The 14,833-nt window shown below is 70.6% G+C and carries 17 protein-coding genes; 10 read left to right on the plus strand and 7 right to left on the minus strand.

The genetic code is table 11. The features are described 5' to 3' along the window. Positions 1–13 precede the first annotated feature (13 nt). From ACR3ZA_RS11410 to ACR3ZA_RS11430, 5 genes are all read left to right on the plus strand, one after another. A complete protein-coding gene (locus ACR3ZA_RS11410; protein WP_473662069.1) occupies positions 14–1,366 on the plus strand; it encodes a MurL-like N-terminal domain-containing in 1,353 nt (450 codons plus the stop codon). Beyond that, on the plus strand, positions 1,353–2,708 hold the full coding sequence (murD, locus tag ACR3ZA_RS11415; protein ID WP_473662070.1) for a UDP-N-acetylmuramoyl-L-alanine--D-glutamate ligase: 1,356 nt from the start codon (positions 1,353–1,355) through the stop codon (positions 2,706–2,708). Before ACR3ZA_RS11410 ends, murD begins: the two co-directional genes overlap by 14 nt. Before the next feature lie 20 nt (positions 2,709–2,728). Then, complete coding sequence (gene rph, locus ACR3ZA_RS11420; RefSeq protein ID WP_473662071.1) at positions 2,729–3,481, plus strand: ribonuclease PH; 753 nt, start codon at positions 2,729–2,731, stop codon at positions 3,479–3,481. 1 nt (position 3,482) lies between these two features. Further along, positions 3,483–4,061, plus strand: a complete 579-nt coding sequence (rdgB, locus tag ACR3ZA_RS11425) for an RdgB/HAM1 family non-canonical purine NTP pyrophosphatase (RefSeq protein ID WP_473662072.1) — start codon at positions 3,483–3,485, stop codon at positions 4,059–4,061. A gap of 83 nt (positions 4,062–4,144) precedes the next feature. After that, on the plus strand, positions 4,145–5,053 hold the full coding sequence (locus tag ACR3ZA_RS11430) for a cation diffusion facilitator family transporter (RefSeq protein WP_473662073.1): 909 nt from the start codon (positions 4,145–4,147) through the stop codon (positions 5,051–5,053). Here ACR3ZA_RS11430 and ACR3ZA_RS11435 read toward each other — a convergent pair. Next, the gene (locus ACR3ZA_RS11435; protein ID WP_473662074.1) at positions 5,050–6,057 is read right to left on the minus strand and encodes a hypothetical protein; all 1,008 of its coding nucleotides are present in this window, start codon (positions 6,055–6,057) and stop codon (positions 5,050–5,052) included. The genes ACR3ZA_RS11430 and ACR3ZA_RS11435 overlap by 4 nt on opposite strands. 153 nt (positions 6,058–6,210) lie before the next feature. On the opposite strand from ACR3ZA_RS11435, the gene ACR3ZA_RS11440 reads away from it, so the two are divergent. Then, positions 6,211–8,100, plus strand: a complete 1,890-nt coding sequence (locus ACR3ZA_RS11440) for a CASTOR/POLLUX-related putative ion channel (RefSeq protein WP_473662075.1) — start codon at positions 6,211–6,213, stop codon at positions 8,098–8,100. A gap of 31 nt (positions 8,101–8,131) precedes the next feature. Continuing rightward, positions 8,132–8,560 carry a hypothetical protein gene (locus ACR3ZA_RS11445; protein WP_473662076.1) on the plus strand — a complete coding sequence of 143 codons (429 nt, stop codon included), beginning with the start codon at positions 8,132–8,134 and terminating at the stop codon, positions 8,558–8,560. Positions 8,561–8,567: 7 nt separating this feature from the next. Here ACR3ZA_RS11445 and ACR3ZA_RS11450 read toward each other — a convergent pair whose 3' ends face one another. Together ACR3ZA_RS11450 and trxA are read right to left on the minus strand one after the other, a co-directional pair. After that, positions 8,568–8,969, minus strand: a complete 402-nt coding sequence (locus tag ACR3ZA_RS11450; protein ID WP_473662077.1) for a hypothetical protein — start codon at positions 8,967–8,969, stop codon at positions 8,568–8,570. Between the two features lie 40 nt (positions 8,970–9,009). Continuing rightward, positions 9,010–9,387 (minus strand): thioredoxin, encoded by a 378-nt coding sequence (trxA, locus tag ACR3ZA_RS11455; protein WP_473662078.1) that lies wholly within the window; start codon positions 9,385–9,387, stop codon positions 9,010–9,012. Between the two features lie 172 nt (positions 9,388–9,559). On the opposite strand from trxA, the gene ACR3ZA_RS11460 reads away from it, so the two are divergent. Then, positions 9,560–10,687, plus strand: coding sequence for a CE1758 family FMN-dependent luciferase-like monooxygenase (locus ACR3ZA_RS11460; protein WP_473662243.1), 1,128 nt, complete (start codon positions 9,560–9,562; stop codon positions 10,685–10,687). 1 nt (position 10,688) lies between these two features. Next, a complete protein-coding gene (locus ACR3ZA_RS11465; protein WP_473662079.1) occupies positions 10,689–11,333 on the plus strand; it encodes a CE1759 family FMN reductase in 645 nt (214 codons plus the stop codon). Positions 11,334–11,387: 54 nt separating this feature from the next. Here ACR3ZA_RS11465 and ACR3ZA_RS11470 read toward each other — a convergent pair whose 3' ends face one another. Together ACR3ZA_RS11470 and ACR3ZA_RS11475 are read right to left on the minus strand one after the other, a co-directional pair. Further along, positions 11,388–11,570 carry a DUF5302 family protein gene (locus tag ACR3ZA_RS11470; RefSeq protein WP_473662080.1) on the minus strand — a complete coding sequence of 61 codons (183 nt, stop codon included), beginning with the start codon at positions 11,568–11,570 and terminating at the stop codon, positions 11,388–11,390. Positions 11,571–11,583: 13 nt separating this feature from the next. Continuing rightward, positions 11,584–12,465, minus strand: coding sequence for a LysR substrate-binding domain-containing protein (locus ACR3ZA_RS11475; RefSeq protein WP_473662081.1), 882 nt, complete (start codon positions 12,463–12,465; stop codon positions 11,584–11,586). 78 nt (positions 12,466–12,543) lie between these two features. Here ACR3ZA_RS11475 and ACR3ZA_RS11480 point away from each other — a divergent pair, with 78 nt between their 5' ends. Then, positions 12,544–13,776, plus strand: a complete 1,233-nt coding sequence (locus ACR3ZA_RS11480; protein WP_473662082.1) for an MFS transporter — start codon at positions 12,544–12,546, stop codon at positions 13,774–13,776. Here the strand turns inward: ACR3ZA_RS11480 and ACR3ZA_RS11485 are convergent. Together ACR3ZA_RS11485 and ACR3ZA_RS11490 are read right to left on the minus strand one after the other, a co-directional pair. After that, the gene (locus ACR3ZA_RS11485) at positions 13,724–14,353 is read right to left on the minus strand and encodes a VTT domain-containing protein (protein ID WP_473662083.1); all 630 of its coding nucleotides are present in this window, start codon (positions 14,351–14,353) and stop codon (positions 13,724–13,726) included. The genes ACR3ZA_RS11480 and ACR3ZA_RS11485 overlap by 53 nt on opposite strands. A 40-nt stretch (positions 14,354–14,393) precedes the next feature. Beyond that, complete coding sequence (locus ACR3ZA_RS11490; RefSeq protein WP_473662084.1) at positions 14,394–14,600, minus strand: dodecin domain-containing protein; 207 nt, start codon at positions 14,598–14,600, stop codon at positions 14,394–14,396. Positions 14,601–14,833: the final 233 nt, after the last annotated feature.

The following is a 14,833-nucleotide window of genomic DNA, read 5'->3' on the forward strand; positions in this document are numbered from 1 at the left end:
TAGACTGAGGGGGATGAGCTTCGAGCCGCGGTCGGTGACCGCATTCCGTTACGCGGCGGCGCGTTTCGATGCCGCGACGGCGGTCGCCGAGTTCGACTTCGAGCTGGTGGGGACCGGCGAGCCGCTGCGCTTCACCGAGTCGATCACGTTCACGACCGGTCCGGCCGCACCGGTGATGTCCCACGACGATGCCGAGCGCCTGCAGCGCGTCCTGGCGCTGCTGGGTGCCGTGCTGGGGCTCAGCTACTTCAAGGCGGCCGCACCGCCGCGCGTCGAGCTCGCGGTGCCGGGACTGACGGCCGAGGCGGTCGAGTACCTGCGCCAGGTGCTGCGCAACGGCCTCGCCGAGTTCGCCTACCGTGCGGGGCTCCCGTCGCTGCTGGATCCCGAGATCCTCGCCGCCGAGCTCGCGCCCGCGCTGCCGGTCCGCGATGCCGAAGGAGCGCCGCTCGTGCCGATCGGCGGCGGCAAGGACTCCGTCGTCTCGGTCGAGTCGCTGCGCGCCGTCGGCCTGGAGCCGGTGCAGTTCGCCGTCAACCCGAACGCGATCATCACGCGGGTCGCCGAGGCGAGCGAGCTGCCGCTGATCGCCGCCCGCCGCCGGCTCGATCCCGCGCTGCTCGACCTCAACGCGCGCGGCGCGCTCAACGGACATGTGCCGGTCACGGCGATGAACACGCTCACCGCCGTGGCGCAGTCGCTGCTGCTGGGTCTCGGGCCCGTGGTGATGTCGAACGAGAGCTCCGCCTCCGACCCGACGCTCGAGTGGAACGGGCAGAGCGTCAACCACCAGTGGTCGAAGAGCCTCGAGGCCGAGCGGCTCCTGTCGACGGTGCTCGAAGCGCAGGCAGGGCTGCGCGGCGCATCCTTCTCACTGCTGCGTCCGTTCAGCGAGCTGCGCATCGCGCGTGGCTTCGCTGCGACGACGCGCTACGACGCGGCGATCGTCAGCTGCAACCGCGCCTTCCGGCTCGCTGGGGCGACGCCGACCTGGTGCGGCGAGTGCGACAAGTGCCGCTTCGTCTTTCTCGCGCTGGCCCCGCACCTCGCACCGGATCGCCTGCTCGGGATCATCGGCCACGACCTCTTCGCCGACGAGGCGCAGCTGCCCGGCTTCCGTGCGCTGCTCGGGCTCGGCGACCACAAGCCGTTCGAGTGCGTCGGCGAAGAGGCCGAGAGCTCGGTCGCGGTCACACTCGTCTCCCGCATTCCACGCTGGGCCGACGCGCCGGTGATTCGCGCCCTGCTGGCCGAAGCACCCGAACTGGCTGCCGGCGATGCGACGCTCGAGGAGCGGATCCTGGGCGAATCGGAGGCACTGGCGATCTCCGACATCTACGAGAGGGCTCGCCGTGCGCTGGTCTGACCTCGCGGGGCGGCGGACCGTCATCCTCGGCACCGGGCGCGAAGGCGTCGCGCTCGCGGAGCACCTTCTCGGCTCTGGTGTGAAGGGGCTGTACGCCGCCGACGAACGCGACGGCGACTCGGCGTCGGCCTGGCGCGGGCGCTTCGGTGCGGCCGTGCCGCTGCTGATCGCCCCGAGCGCCGCGACGCTGCGCCGCAAGCGCATCCAGGTGGCGATCGCCTCGCCCGGGATCCCGCCGCACAGTGCGCTGCGTCGCGCCGTCGATCAGGCGAAGCTGCGTCTCACCTCCGCGACCGACCTGTGGCTCGGCGACAACGCGGCCCGCACGACCGCCGTCACCGGGAGCAAAGGCAAGTCGACGACTGCCGCCCTCGTCCAGGCGATCTCGGTTGCGCACGGCGTGCGGTGCGAGCTCGGCGGCAACATCGGCGTCCCGCTGCTGAACCTCCCTGACGCCGAGCGCTACGCCGCCGAGCTGTCGAGCTATCAGTCCTCGTCGGTGACGACCTCACCCGATGTCGTCGTGCTCACGGCGCTGTTCCCTGAGCATCTGGACTGGCACGGCAGCGAGGAACGGTACTACGCCGACAAGCTCAACCTGATCGCGCACGGTCCGCGCCGGGTCATCGTCAACGGCGAAGACCCGCGGCTGGCGGCCGCGCTGGAGCGCTTCCACCCCGACGTCGAGGTGGAGCGGGTCGGGAGCGCCGAGAGTCGGTGGAGCGTCGCGGGGCGCGCCGGGGCGCGGGAGATCCTGCGCGACGGCAGCCGCTTCGTCGACGCCAGCACGCTGCAGCTCGTCGGGCGACACAACCTGCGCAACGCGGCTCTCGCGCTCGCCGCGGTCGAGGCCGCCGGCACCGAGCTCGACCCCAAGGCCGCGCTCGCCGCGCTCGCCGGGTTCCGCCCGCTCGAGCATCGGTTGGAGCGGGTCGCCGACCCGAGCGGACTGGTCTTCATCGACGACTCGCTCTCGACGAGCCCGTTCGCCGCGGTGGCGGCTCTCGAAGCTCTCGACACTCGCGATCTGGTGCTCATCGTCGGCGGTCAGGACCGCGGCGTCGACTACGCGCCGCTCGCCGAGTATCTGCAGCAGCATCCCGTCGCCGCGGTGATCGGGCTGCCCGACAGCGGGCCCCGCATCCTCAAGACGCTCGCGCCCACCGGCATCCTCACGGTGCCGGTCGACGGGATGGATGCCGCGATCCGCACCGCGCGCAAGGTCATCGACGACGGCATCGTCTTGCTCTCGCCCGCGGCGCCCAGCTACGGTCGCTACCGCGACTACGCGGACCGCGCCGCCGACTTCCGCCGGGCGATCGCCGCCACGGCGTCTGCATGACCTCAACAGAACGGACACCCATGCCTCGCTCCGACGGACGCGCCGCCGACCAGCTTCGACCCGTGACGATCGAGCGCGGATGGAGCGAGCAGGCCGAAGGCAGCGCGCTCATCTCGTTCGGCAAGACCAAGGTGCTGTGCACCGCGAGCTTCACCAACGGCGTGCCTCGCTGGAAGATGGGCTCCGGCAGCGGCTGGGTGACGGCGGAATACGGCATGCTGCCGCGCTCCACCAATGAGCGCATGGGGCGCGAGTCCGTCAAGGGACGCGTCGGAGGACGCACACACGAGATCTCGCGCCTGATCGGCCGCAGCCTTCGTCCGATCATCGACCTGAAGGCGCTCGGCGAGAACACCATCCAGATCGACTGCGACGTGCTGCAGGCCGACGGCGGCACCCGCACTGCGGCGATCACCGGCGCCTACGTCGCCCTGTTCGACGCGGTCGAGTGGGGCCGCGCCAACAACTTCATCGGCAAGAACGCGAAGGCGCTCATCGACTCCGTCTCGGCGATCAGCGTCGGCATCGTCGACGGCGAGCCGGTGCTCGACCTGCCCTACGTCGAGGACTCGGCCGCCGAGACCGACATGAACGTCGTCGTCACCGGGCGCGGGCTGTTCGTCGAGGTGCAGGGCACCGCCGAGGGCGCCCCGTTCGACAAGCGCGAACTCGATGCCCTGCTCGAGCTCGCCCTCTCCGGAACCGCCGAGCTCGCCCAGATCCAGGCCGCAGCCCTCGGCGTGACGGCGCCCCAGGTCTTCACCGGGAGCTGAGATGACCACCTTCGTGCTCGCCACCCACAACGCCCACAAGGTGGTCGAGCTGCGGGCGATCCTCGGCGACCGGCTCGGTCCGCATGAGATCGTCGGCTACGACGGCCCCGAGCCGATCGAGGACGGCGACAGCTTCGCGGCGAACGCGCTCATCAAGGCGCGCGCGGCGGCGGCGCACTCCGGCCTCCCGGCGATCGCCGATGATTCGGGCATCGCCGTCCGGGCCCTCGGCGGCGAGCCGGGCATCCACTCGGCGCGGTACGCGGGCACGCGCAACGACCGCGACAACCTCGAGCTTCTGCTCTCGAATCTGGATGGCGTCTCCGACCGCGCCGCGAGCTTCTGGTGCGCCGCGGCGCTCGTCGACGGCGACCGGGAGATCGTCGAGGTGGGGGAGTGGCCTGGCGAGGTGCTGACGGCGGCGGCGGGTGAGGGCGGCTTCGGCTACGACCCGATCTTCCGTCCCGAAGGCCTGGAGGTCAGCTCCGCCGAGCTGACGGCCGAGGAGAAGAACGCGATCTCGCACCGCGCGCGGGCGTTCGGCGCGCTCGTCGTGCGGATGCGCGAGCTGTACGGCTGAGCGCGCGCGACTGAGAATCGTCATCGTTCCCGACAGGACGAAAGCCGGGCCGCGGGTTCGTCGCCCTGCCTAGGCTGGTGGGCATGAGCCATGACCACGCGCACGGAACGGCGAATCGTCGCCGCCTGGCGATCGCGCTCGCGATCGTGGGGGTGTTCCTCGTGGTCGAGGTGGTGGGGGCGATCCTGTCGGGCTCGCTCGCGCTGCTCGCCGATGCCGGGCACATGGTCAGCGACGTCATCGGGCTGACCGTCGCGCTGGTCGCGAGCGTCATCGCCGCGCGGCCGGCGACCGACCGGCACACCTTCGGCTTCCAGCGGGCTGAGGTCCTGGGCGCCCTGGCGAACGGCGTGCTGCTGACGGTGGTCGCCGTCTCCGTGGCCGTGGAGGGCGTGCGGCGGCTCCTGGATCCGGCCGAGGCCGAGGTCATCGGCGTTCCCATGCTGCTGGTCGCCGCCGCCGGGCTCGTCGCGAACGTCGCGGCTCTGCTGGTGCTGCGCGGCGGGGAGCGCGAGTCCCTCGGAATGCGCGGCGCCGCCCTCGAGGTGCTGGGCGATCTGATCGGATCGATCGTGGCGATCGCGGCGGCGGTCGTGATCCTCGTCACCGGCTTCATTCCGGCGGATGCGATCGCGTCGCTCGTGATCGCCGCCCTCATCGTGCCGCGCGCGCTGGTGCTGCTGCGCGATGTGGTGCGCGTGCTCACCGAGTCGGCGCCCCGCGAGACCAGCGTGGCCGAGATCCGCGAGCACCTCGAGTCGACGGAGGGCGTGATCGCCGTGCACGACGTGCACGTCTGGGCGATCACCTCGGGGTCACCGGTGTTCAGCGCGCACGTCGTGGTCGACGCCGAGCTGTTCGCCTCGGGCGACACCGGTGCGCTGCTGGAGCGGCTGGGCGCCTGCCTCACCGAGCACTTCGACGTCGCGCACTCGACCTTCCAGCTCGAACCCGCCGACCACGCGGAGCGCGAGCCGCACACGCACCGCTAGTCGGCGACCTCGATCGCGGCGAGTCGCTCCGCGATGGCCTGCACAGCCTCGCGGAACTCGAGCTCGGACGACTGCCAGGCCGACATGGTGACGCGAACGACGACGTTGCCGCGCTGCAGATCGTAGGCGTAGTAGCGGCTGCCGGCCTCGTCCTCGCGCCAGCCGACCGCGGCGACCTCGTCGGGAAGGTCGAGGGCGGGTGCGGGGGTCACCAGCGGCGACCAGGCGGAGAGCCCGGAGCCCATCGTGTACTGATCACAGCCCGCCAGCAGCGCATCCACGGTCTCCATGTGCTCGACCGCGGCAGCGGAGTCGGAGAACACTCGCGCGTACTGGGTGGCCGACTGCCAGTAGTCGGCATCGCCGAAGCTGCCGACGAAGTGCACCGTGCTGCCGTCGTAGCGGGGGCGCTCATCGACGCCGAAGGCGATCGGGGCGGCCGAGGTGGTGACGAAGCACTCGTCCGGCTCGGCTTTCTCCCCGCGCCAGACGCGCTCGGACGCGCTGTGCTCGGCGCCGGGCGTGGTCTCGGGGTAGTCGCCGAAGACGCCCCAGTTCTCGGGCAGTTCGAGGGCGTCGCGCTCCTCCTCGGTGAGCACGACGGCGGGGAGGTCGAGTCCCGTGATGCAGCGGTCGGTGCAGTTCAGCGGAGCCGCGGCGTGCGGTTCACCCGGGTCGCCGCGAAGCAGCGGCTCCGTAGCCGAGTAGTCGCCGTCCAGCTCGGTGAGCGAGTTCGTCACCGTGGTCACGACCGCGACGAGGACGGCCACGATGCCGCCGATGATCAGCAGTCCGAGAGTGATCGAGCCGATCCAGATCGCCGCCTTGGCGCCGGTGCTGAGCCCGCGCCGCTCGGGCGAGGCAGCCGCAGGTGCCGGCGCGGGGACGGGACCGCTCGCGGCTGCCTCTGCGGCGGCTGCCGGCTCCGTGCCGGTGGGCGGCTTCGGCGTCGCCGGGGTGCCGCCGGGGCTCACCCAGCCGCCGCTGTCGCGCTGCTCGTCCACGTCGCTGCCCCCGTTCGCGGCCGCCTCACCTCGAGGCGACGATCGCTCACAATCTAGTGCCTCGGCGTGACGTCCCGGAACGCGTCAGGCGACGCCGACGCGGCGCTCCCGCTACAGTGACGTCACTGCCCGTGACCCGTGGAGGATCTGCCCGTGACCGCACCGCGACCGACCCTCCGCGAACGCCTCCGGTACTCCTTCGACAACTGGATGTCGCGCGGAACCGGCGCCATCATGGCGCTGTTGGGTCTGGCGACCGCGGTGTTCGTGCTCGCCCTCGGACTTCTCGCCTGGGTGGCCCTCCGGGTCTGGCCGGACGGCAAGAACGAACCGGGCGCGGATCCGAGCGATCTGCTCTGGAACAGCCTGATGCGCACCCTCGACCCGGGAACCATGGGCGGCGACGAGGGCTGGATGTTCCGGGTGCTCATGCTGCTCGTGACGATCGGCGGGCTGATCATCGTCGCGAGCCTGATCGGCATCGTCTCGGGGGCATTCGACGCGAAGATCGACGATCTGCGGAAGGGCCGCTCGCGCGTCATCGAAGACGATCACGTGCTCATTCTCGGCTGGAGCCCGAAGGTCTTCACCGTCATCTCCGAGCTCGTCCTCGCCAATGCCTCCGAACGGCGCAGCACGATCGTGGTGCTCGCGGACGAGGACAAGGTCGAGATGGAGCAGGCGATTCGCGACGAGGTCGGGTCCACCGGGCGCACGCGCGTCATCTGCCGCTCCGGTGATCCGATGAGCCTGGTCGACCTGGAGATCGGCAGCCCGCACAGCGCACGGAGCATCGTCGTCCTCGCCCCGGAGGGCGATGACGACCCCGACTCGACCGTCATTCGCACGGCGCTCGCCCTCACGAACAACCCCCACCGTCGCGCCGAGCCGTATCACCTGGTCGGCGAGCTTCGTGACGCGACCAACCTCGAGGCTGCCCGGCTGGTGGGCCGCGATGAGGCGCACTGGGTGCTCGCGAGCGAGCTGATCGCCCGGGTGACGGTGCAGACCTGTCGCCAGAGCGGTCTGAGCGTCGTCTACACCGACCTGCTCGACTTCGGCGGCGACGAGATCTACTTCACCCGGCAGCCGAGCCTCGACGGTCGCAGCTACGCCGAGATCCAGGCGGCCTTCCCGGATGCCGCCGTCCTCGGCTTCGTCACGCGGGACGCGGTGATCCTGAACCCGACCGCCGACTCGCGCTACGACGCGGCTGATGAGATCGTCGTGATCGCCGAGGACGACAGCACGATCGCGCTCGGGGCGGCCGGGGAGGTCGATGAGCGGGTCATCGCCGCGCGCGACACCGAGGCTCTGGCACCCGAGCGCACGATCGTGCTCGGCGTCAGTGCGGGGCTCACGGGGATGTTGGTGGAGCTCAACGAGTACGTGGCGCCCGGATCCACGGTGCTGATCGTGTCGACCCATCCGGCGCCGGAGATGCCGGCGCTGGCCAATCTGGGCGTCGAGTATCAGTTCGGAGACCCGACGAGCCGGGCGCTGCTGGACTCGCTCTCGGTGGGGGAGGCCGACCACATCGTCGTCAACGCGGAGCGCGAGCAGACGACACCAGGGCGCGCCGACGCGCGCACGCTGATCACGCTGCTGCACTTGCGCGACATCGCCGACCGGCTCGGCGTCCACCTGAACGTGGTCACCGAGATGCTCGACGATCGCAACCGGGAACTCGCCGAGGTGACGAACGCCGACGACTACATCGTGAGCGAGAAGCTGGTCAGCCTGATGATGAGCCAGCTGGCCGAGAACCGCCGGCTCGCCGAGGTCTTCGATCAGGTGTTCTCGAGTCAGGGGAACGAGATCTACCTGCGGCCCGCCTCGCACTACATCGCCGCGGGCGAGAGCGCGAACTTCTACACGGTGCTCGCCGCCGCGCGCCGCCACGGCGAGACGGCGATCGGCTATCGGGTTGCGAGCGAGGCGCGCGACCCCCAGCGCGACTACGGCGTGCACCTCAACCCGCACAAGGCCGACCTTGTTCGCTTCGCGCCCGACGACCGAGTGATCGTCATCGCCGAGCACTAGGCGGGCGGCCGCGCCCGCTACGCTCGCAGTCATGGGCTTGTTCGGACGGCGCGATGAGGACACGACGTTTCCCAAGGAGGACCGCGGAGCGGGCGACTTCGGTCAGTACGACTACGCGCTGAGGGCGCGTCGCAAGGGCACCGTGATCCGGCTGGCGGGGAGCGATCCGCACCAGGAGGAGCTGCGCGCCGTCGTCGAGGCGGGCGACGCCTCGATCGAGACGGCGATGTCGCCGCGGACGATGCAGCAGGAGGGCGTGGACGCGCCGATCGAGGTCCGGCTGTTCACCGGCCGCCGGGTGAGCGGCGTCGTCGGTCAGGTGCCGCGCGGGCTGGAGTCGATCGTCGATGACACGCTTCGCCGCCTCGAGGACTCGGGGCTGAAGCCGCGCATCCCCGTGCGGATCGTCGAGAAGCGCGGGGCGCTCCGCGTCGAACTGCTGATGGGTGCGGTGCGCTGACCGCGGACTAGGCCGTGAGGCCGGGGAAGTTCGCGACGCCGAACGCGATCGGCAGGATGATCGCGAGGTGGGAGACCACCACGCCGAGCGACAGCACGAGCCCGAACACCGCCGGGAGCCGGCCGTGGTCGATGATCAGCGCGATGATCGCGAGGATGAGCGCGATCCCGGCGAGGACGAGCCCGCCCACGAGGGCGATCGCCCCGACGCCCAGGAACACCGCGAGAAGTCCGAACCCGCTCGTCAGATCCTGGTCGAACGAGGCGATCGAGGTGATCGCCACCACGATCGTGATCAGGTCGCCGACGACCGCGAGGATCGCCAGGACGAGCGAGGTGATGCCGAGGCCGCGGCGCTTGCGGGCCGGGGCCTCGGTGGCCGGAACAACGGATTCGGTCGAGTCGGTCATGCGCACACTCTAGCCAGGCGCAGCGCCTCGACGGCCGCGCTCAGGCGGGGGCGTCGCCCGACTGCTGCGCGGCCACCTGGGCGCGCACCTCGTCCATGTTGAGCGCGCGCACCTGCTCGACGAGCGAGTCCAGGGCGGGCCGCGGCAGGGCGCCGGCCTGCTGGAAGACGCCGATGCCGTCGCGGAAGATCATGAGGGTCGGGATGGACTGGATGCCGAGGGCGCTCGACAGGCCCTGGTGCGCATCCGTGTCGACCTTCCCGAACGTGATGTCGGAGTTGTCGTTGGAGACCTCTTCGTAGACGGGGCCGAACGCCTTGCACGGTCCGCACCACTCGGCCCAGAAGTCGACGAGCACGATGCCCTCGCCCAGGACGGTGTCTTCGAAGGTCTGCTCGGTCAGCTCTACTGTCGCCATGGTTCCAGGGTAGGCAATCCGCGCCGCCGCCGCAGGCTGCGCCGTCCGCCGGGCTTTCGCTGCTCGGGGAACCGGGGCGGGAATAGACCGGGCGTCGGCGAGGTTGACTCCACCGTATCCATGCGAACGCATGGAAAAGGACCGGAGAGAAAGCAGACCCACGATGGACGCCATGCAGTTCGGAGTCTTCACCGTCAGCGATGTGACGCCCGACCCCACCACGGGGCAGACGCCGAGCGAGAACCGTCGCATCAAGGACATCCTGACGATCGCCAAGCACACCGAAGAGGTCGGTCTCGACGTCTTCGCGCTCGGCGAGCACCACAACCCGCCGTTCTTCTCGTCGAGCCCGACCACCACGCTCGGCTACATCGCCGCCACCACCGAGCGGCTGCTGCTCTCGACCGCCACCACGCTCATCACCACGAACGACCCGGTGAAGATCGCCGAGGACTTCGCGATGCTGCAGCACGTCGCCGACGGTCGCGTCGACCTCATGCTCGGGCGCGGCAACACCGGTCCCGTGTATCCCTGGTTCGGGCAGGACATCCGCGAGGGCATTCCGCTCGCCATCGAGAACTACGCGCTGCTGAACCGGCTCTGGCGCGAGGACTTCGTCGACTGGCAGGGCAAGTACCGCACGCCGCTGCAGGGATTCCAGTCGACCCCGCGTCCGCTCGACGGCGTCGCGCCGTTCGTGTGGCACGGCTCGATCCGCAGCCCCGAGATCGCCGAGCAGGCCGCGTACTACGGCGACGGCTTCTTCGCCAACAACATCTTCTGGCCCAAGGAGCACTACCAGCAGCTCATCGGCTACTACCGGCAGCGCTTCGAGCACTACGGCCACGGCACGCCTGACCAGGCGATCGTGGGTCTCGGCGGGCAGGTCTTCATGCGGGCCAACTCGCAGGATGCCGTCGCCGAGTTCCGCCCGTACTTCGACAACGCGCCGGTCTACGGGCACGGCCCGAGCCTCGAGGACTTCAGCGAGATGACGCCGCTCACGGTCGGCAGTCCGCAGCAGGTCATCGACCGCTACGCGGCGATGCGCGACTACTACGGCGACTACCAGCGCCAGCTGTTCCTGATCGACCACGCCGGGCTCCCGTTGAAGTCGGTGCTCGAGCAGCTCGACATCCTCGGCAGCGAGGTGGTGCCCGTGCTCCGCAAGGAGCTCGCCCAGAACCGCCCCGCGAACGTGCCGGATGCGCCGACCCACGCCAACCGTCTCGCCGCGCGCGAGGCGTCGGCCGCGACGTCTGCCGATGCCGCGCCCGAGCTGACCGCGACGGAGGCCTGAGATGACTGCCGCACCGAACCGCCGGATCGCCGTCATCGCGGCTGGTCTCAGCCAGCCCAGTTCCACTCGGCTGCTCGCCGACCGCGTGGTCGAGGCGACCCGCCGTCGCCTTGCCGATGAGGGAGTCGAGGCGGAGGTCAGCGTGCTCGAGCTTCGAGACGTCGCCACCGACATCACCAACAACATGCTCACCGGGTTCGCGAGCCCGAAGCTGGAGGCCGAGATCGAGAAGATCGTGGGCGCGGACGCGCTCATCGCGGTCACCCCGATCTTCACGACCAGCTACTCGGGGCTGTTCAAGTCGTTCATCGACATCCTGCAGCCGGACTCGCTCACCGGGATGCCCGTGCTGATCGGCGCGACCGGCGGCACCGAGCGGCACTCGCTCGCGCTCGACTACACGCTGCGACCGCTGTTCACCTACCTGCACAGCGTCGTCGTGCCGACCGCGGTGTACGCCGCGTCGAGCGACTGGGGGAGCGCGGGCGACGCCTCCTCGGGCGGGCTGCCCGAGCGGATCGACCGGGCGGCGCGGGAGCTGGCCGCGCTTGCGATCGCGAGTGACCGCTCGCAGCGGGTGCGCGACCCCTTCGCACTGCCCGCGGGCTTCAGCCCGACCGGGGTCGGCGGGTTCCAGGAGACGTAGCTCGCACGGCGCGAGGCGGGGCGGCATCGGATTCGGTGCCGCCCCGTTCGGCGTCTAGCCGCTCTTGCGGCGGAACTCGCGCTTCAGATCGGCCTTGGCGTGGACGCCGCGGACGGCGGACTCCCCGCCCGTGTGGCCGGTGGGGTTGCTGTGCCCCTGCTTCTTGCGCTCCAGCGCTTCGCGGAACTTGCGCTTGGTCTCGTCGGCGGGTGAGCCCTCCGGTGTGTTCTCGTTCATGGGCTGAGCCTAGTCACGCGACGGCGCGCGGGAACCGCTCGGCGAGCAGGTCGAAGAAGGCCCGCGTCGCCCTGCTCAGCTCGGAGCGCCCGATGACGGTGAGACGCCACTCGATGTCGTCGTCGAGCGGGCGGGTGACGCATCCCGGGGTGTCGACGTAGGTGATCTGCGGAATCGCGGCCACTCCGAGGTGCTCGGCGACGAAGCGCGGGACTTCGCCGAGATCCGGCACTTCGGCGGCGACGTGCCGCGCCAATCCGCGCGTGGTCAGCGCGGCGTCGAACGTGACGCGGTTGCCGAAGCCGGCTCCGACATCGACGAAGCGCTCCGTCACCAGCTCGCGGAGGGGCACCGTGGTCCACTCGGCCAAACGGTGCGATGCCGGGAGCACCGCGACGAAGGAGGAGACCGCGAGGCGCTGGGCATACAGGCCGTCCGGCACGGTCGGCAGACCGAGGAACGCCGCGTCGACACGGCCGGTGCGCACATCGTCGGCGAACCCGGTCGAGCCGGTCGGCGACGCGCCCAGCTGCACCTCCACCTCGGGATGTCGCCGGTGGTATTCCCCCATCAGGCTCGGCAGGTCGACGACGTGCACATTGCTGAAGACGCCGACGCGCAGGCGGCCGCGGATCACTCCGTCGTCGTGCGCGCGCACATGCACGGCCTCCAGTGCGTGGAGGGCGCGGCGGGCATCCGGCAGCAGCGCGTCGCCGGCGGGCGTCAGACGCACCTGGCGCGGGGTGCGCTCGAACAGCGCCAGGTCGAGCTCGCGCTCGAGCGCGCGGATCCCCGCCGAGACGGTCGACTGGGCGGCGAACACCCGGTCGGCGGCGCGCGTGAAGTTGAGCTCCTCCGCAACGGCGACGAAGTACTCGAGCTGACGGGAGTCCATGAGCCAATCGTAGATATCGATTGCTCTGATCCAAAGCATTCGTTTTGATCGATGCGTCCGCGCGCGCATGATGGTCGAGTGACCACCACCGACTCGATCCCCGTCATCCGGCCGTCTGCGCGCACCGCACCCGGGAGGCTGCGCCACGGCAGCGGGTTCTGGGTCATCGCGGTGGCGTTCCTGCTGATCCTCGCCTTCTCCACGGTGCCGACCCCGCTCTACGCGATCTACCAGAGCCGCGACGGATTCCCGACCTGGGTCATCACCGTCATCTTCGGAACCTACGCGGTCGGGGTGATCGCGAGCCTCTTCCTCATCGGGCACCTCAGCGACTGGTTCGGCCGCCGCCGCATGGTGCTGATCTCGGCGGCGCTCGCGGTCGTCTCCGCGGTGATGTTCCTCGCCTGGCAGGACGTCGCCGGCCTCCTCATCGCGCGCTTCGTCTCCGGCGTCGGGGTGGGTGCCCTGACCGCCTCGGCGACCGCGCACTTGAGCGAGCTGCGGGCCGTGGCCCGCCCCGGCGAGGGCCCGCGCTGGGCGAACACCGTCGCCACGGTGGTGAACACCGGGGGGCTGGCGCTCGGCACGCTCGTCTCGGGGGTCCTCGCCGAGTTCGCGCCCGATCCGCTCCACGTGCCCTACGTGGTCTTCCTCGTCGTCCTCGTCGCGATCACGCTCGCCGTGGCGCTCGTTCCCGAGACGGTGGAGCATCGCGAAGAGCGACCGGCGTACCGGCCGCAGCGGGCGGCGGTCCCGCGCACCGGGCGCAGCGCCTTCGTCGCCGCGGGCGTGGCCGCCTTCACCGGCTTCGCGGTGTTCGGGCTCTTCACCTCGCTCGCGCCGACCGTGCTCGCGGTGACACTGCATGAGCCTTCGCGGCTCGCCGCCGGCGGTGTGACCTTCGCGGTGTTCGCCTCCGCGGCCGCAGCCCAGATCGCCTTCACGGCGGTCGCCCGCGCGCGCCAGCGGCGCGTGGCGGTGGTGGCGCTGCTGCTCGGGCTCGGTCTTCTCGTCGCGAGTGTCGCGCTCGCCTCGGTTCCCGTGTTCGTCGCCTCCGGCATCGTCGCGGGCGGCGGAGTCGGACTGCTCTTCCGCGACGCGATCGCCACCGCGGCCGGTCTCGCCGATGCCGAACGCCGGGGAGAAGTCCTCGCCGCGATCTATCTGATCGCCTACCTCGGGCTGACGGTGCCGGTGGTGCTGGTCGGCATCGCCGTGAGCATGTTCCCCATCACGCCCGTCATCGTGACGTTCGCCCTCATCGTGGCGGCTCTGGTGCTGGCGGCGAATCGCCGGCTCGCGCGCGGCTGAGCCGTCCGATCAGCAGATCGACGGTGACGCCGACCGCGATGGCCACCGCGACCGAGCAAACGATCGCCAGCAGCGGCTCGTCGCGCAGGATCGCCCCGAATCCGGCGCCGATCGCGACGTTGTAGATCGCCCAGCCCAGTCCCGCGGCGGCCGAGAGCGGCAGGAACCGGCGGAGCGGAATCCCCGAGGCGCCCGCCGTGAGGTTGACGGCGATCCGGGCGAAGGGCACGTAGCGTGCCGTGAACACCAGCACCGCGGTGCGGCGTTCGATCGTGGTGCGCGCCCGTGCGAGCGCCCCCGCGAGCCGGCCGCGGCGCTGCCACCCCCAGCGCTCCAGGCCCACCCTGCGTCCGATCAGGAAGCACAGCAGGTCGCCGGTCGTTGCGCCGACGGCTGCGACCGGGACCAGCACGACGAGCCACGGCGTTCCGGTCGCGCCGGCGAGCGCGCCGAGCGCGACCACGACCGTCTCGCTCGGGAGCACCACCAGAAAGGCGTCGCCGACCACGAGCGCGAACACGAGCGGGTAGAGCCACGGCGAGGCCGCCAGTTCGAGCGGCCACGGATCGGTTGTCACCCCGGCGTTCTACGCGCCCCGGGTGAACATCCGGTGTCGGTCAGTCCTCGAGGACGAACGTCACCTCGAGCGTCACCTGCCAGGCGGTGATCGCGCCGCCCTCGACGGAGACCTGCTGCTCCTTGACCCAGGCGCCCGTGATCCCGCGGATCGTGGTGCTCGCACGTTCGATTCCCGATCGGGTGGCGTCCTCGAAGCTGGTCTCGGAGCGCGCGGTAATGGTGGTGACTCGAGCCACAGTGGCCATGATTCCTCCTTGAATCAGGCGGGCGCGGATCGCGACCCGCGTTCTCATTCAACGCCTCACCGGGGCAAACTGCTAGCATCAAACTGATCGCCACTCGGCGATTGCCCGCGCGCGGAGACAACGCCGTGGGAACATCACGGAGCAGGCCGGCACGAAGCTGGTCACCGGTGGTGGTCTTCCGAAGGTCGCGAGGTCGCGAGTCGGAGCGCTTCTACTGTTGACCAGAGCAGAAT

This window comes from Herbiconiux sp. J20-20, assembly GCF_057365085.1.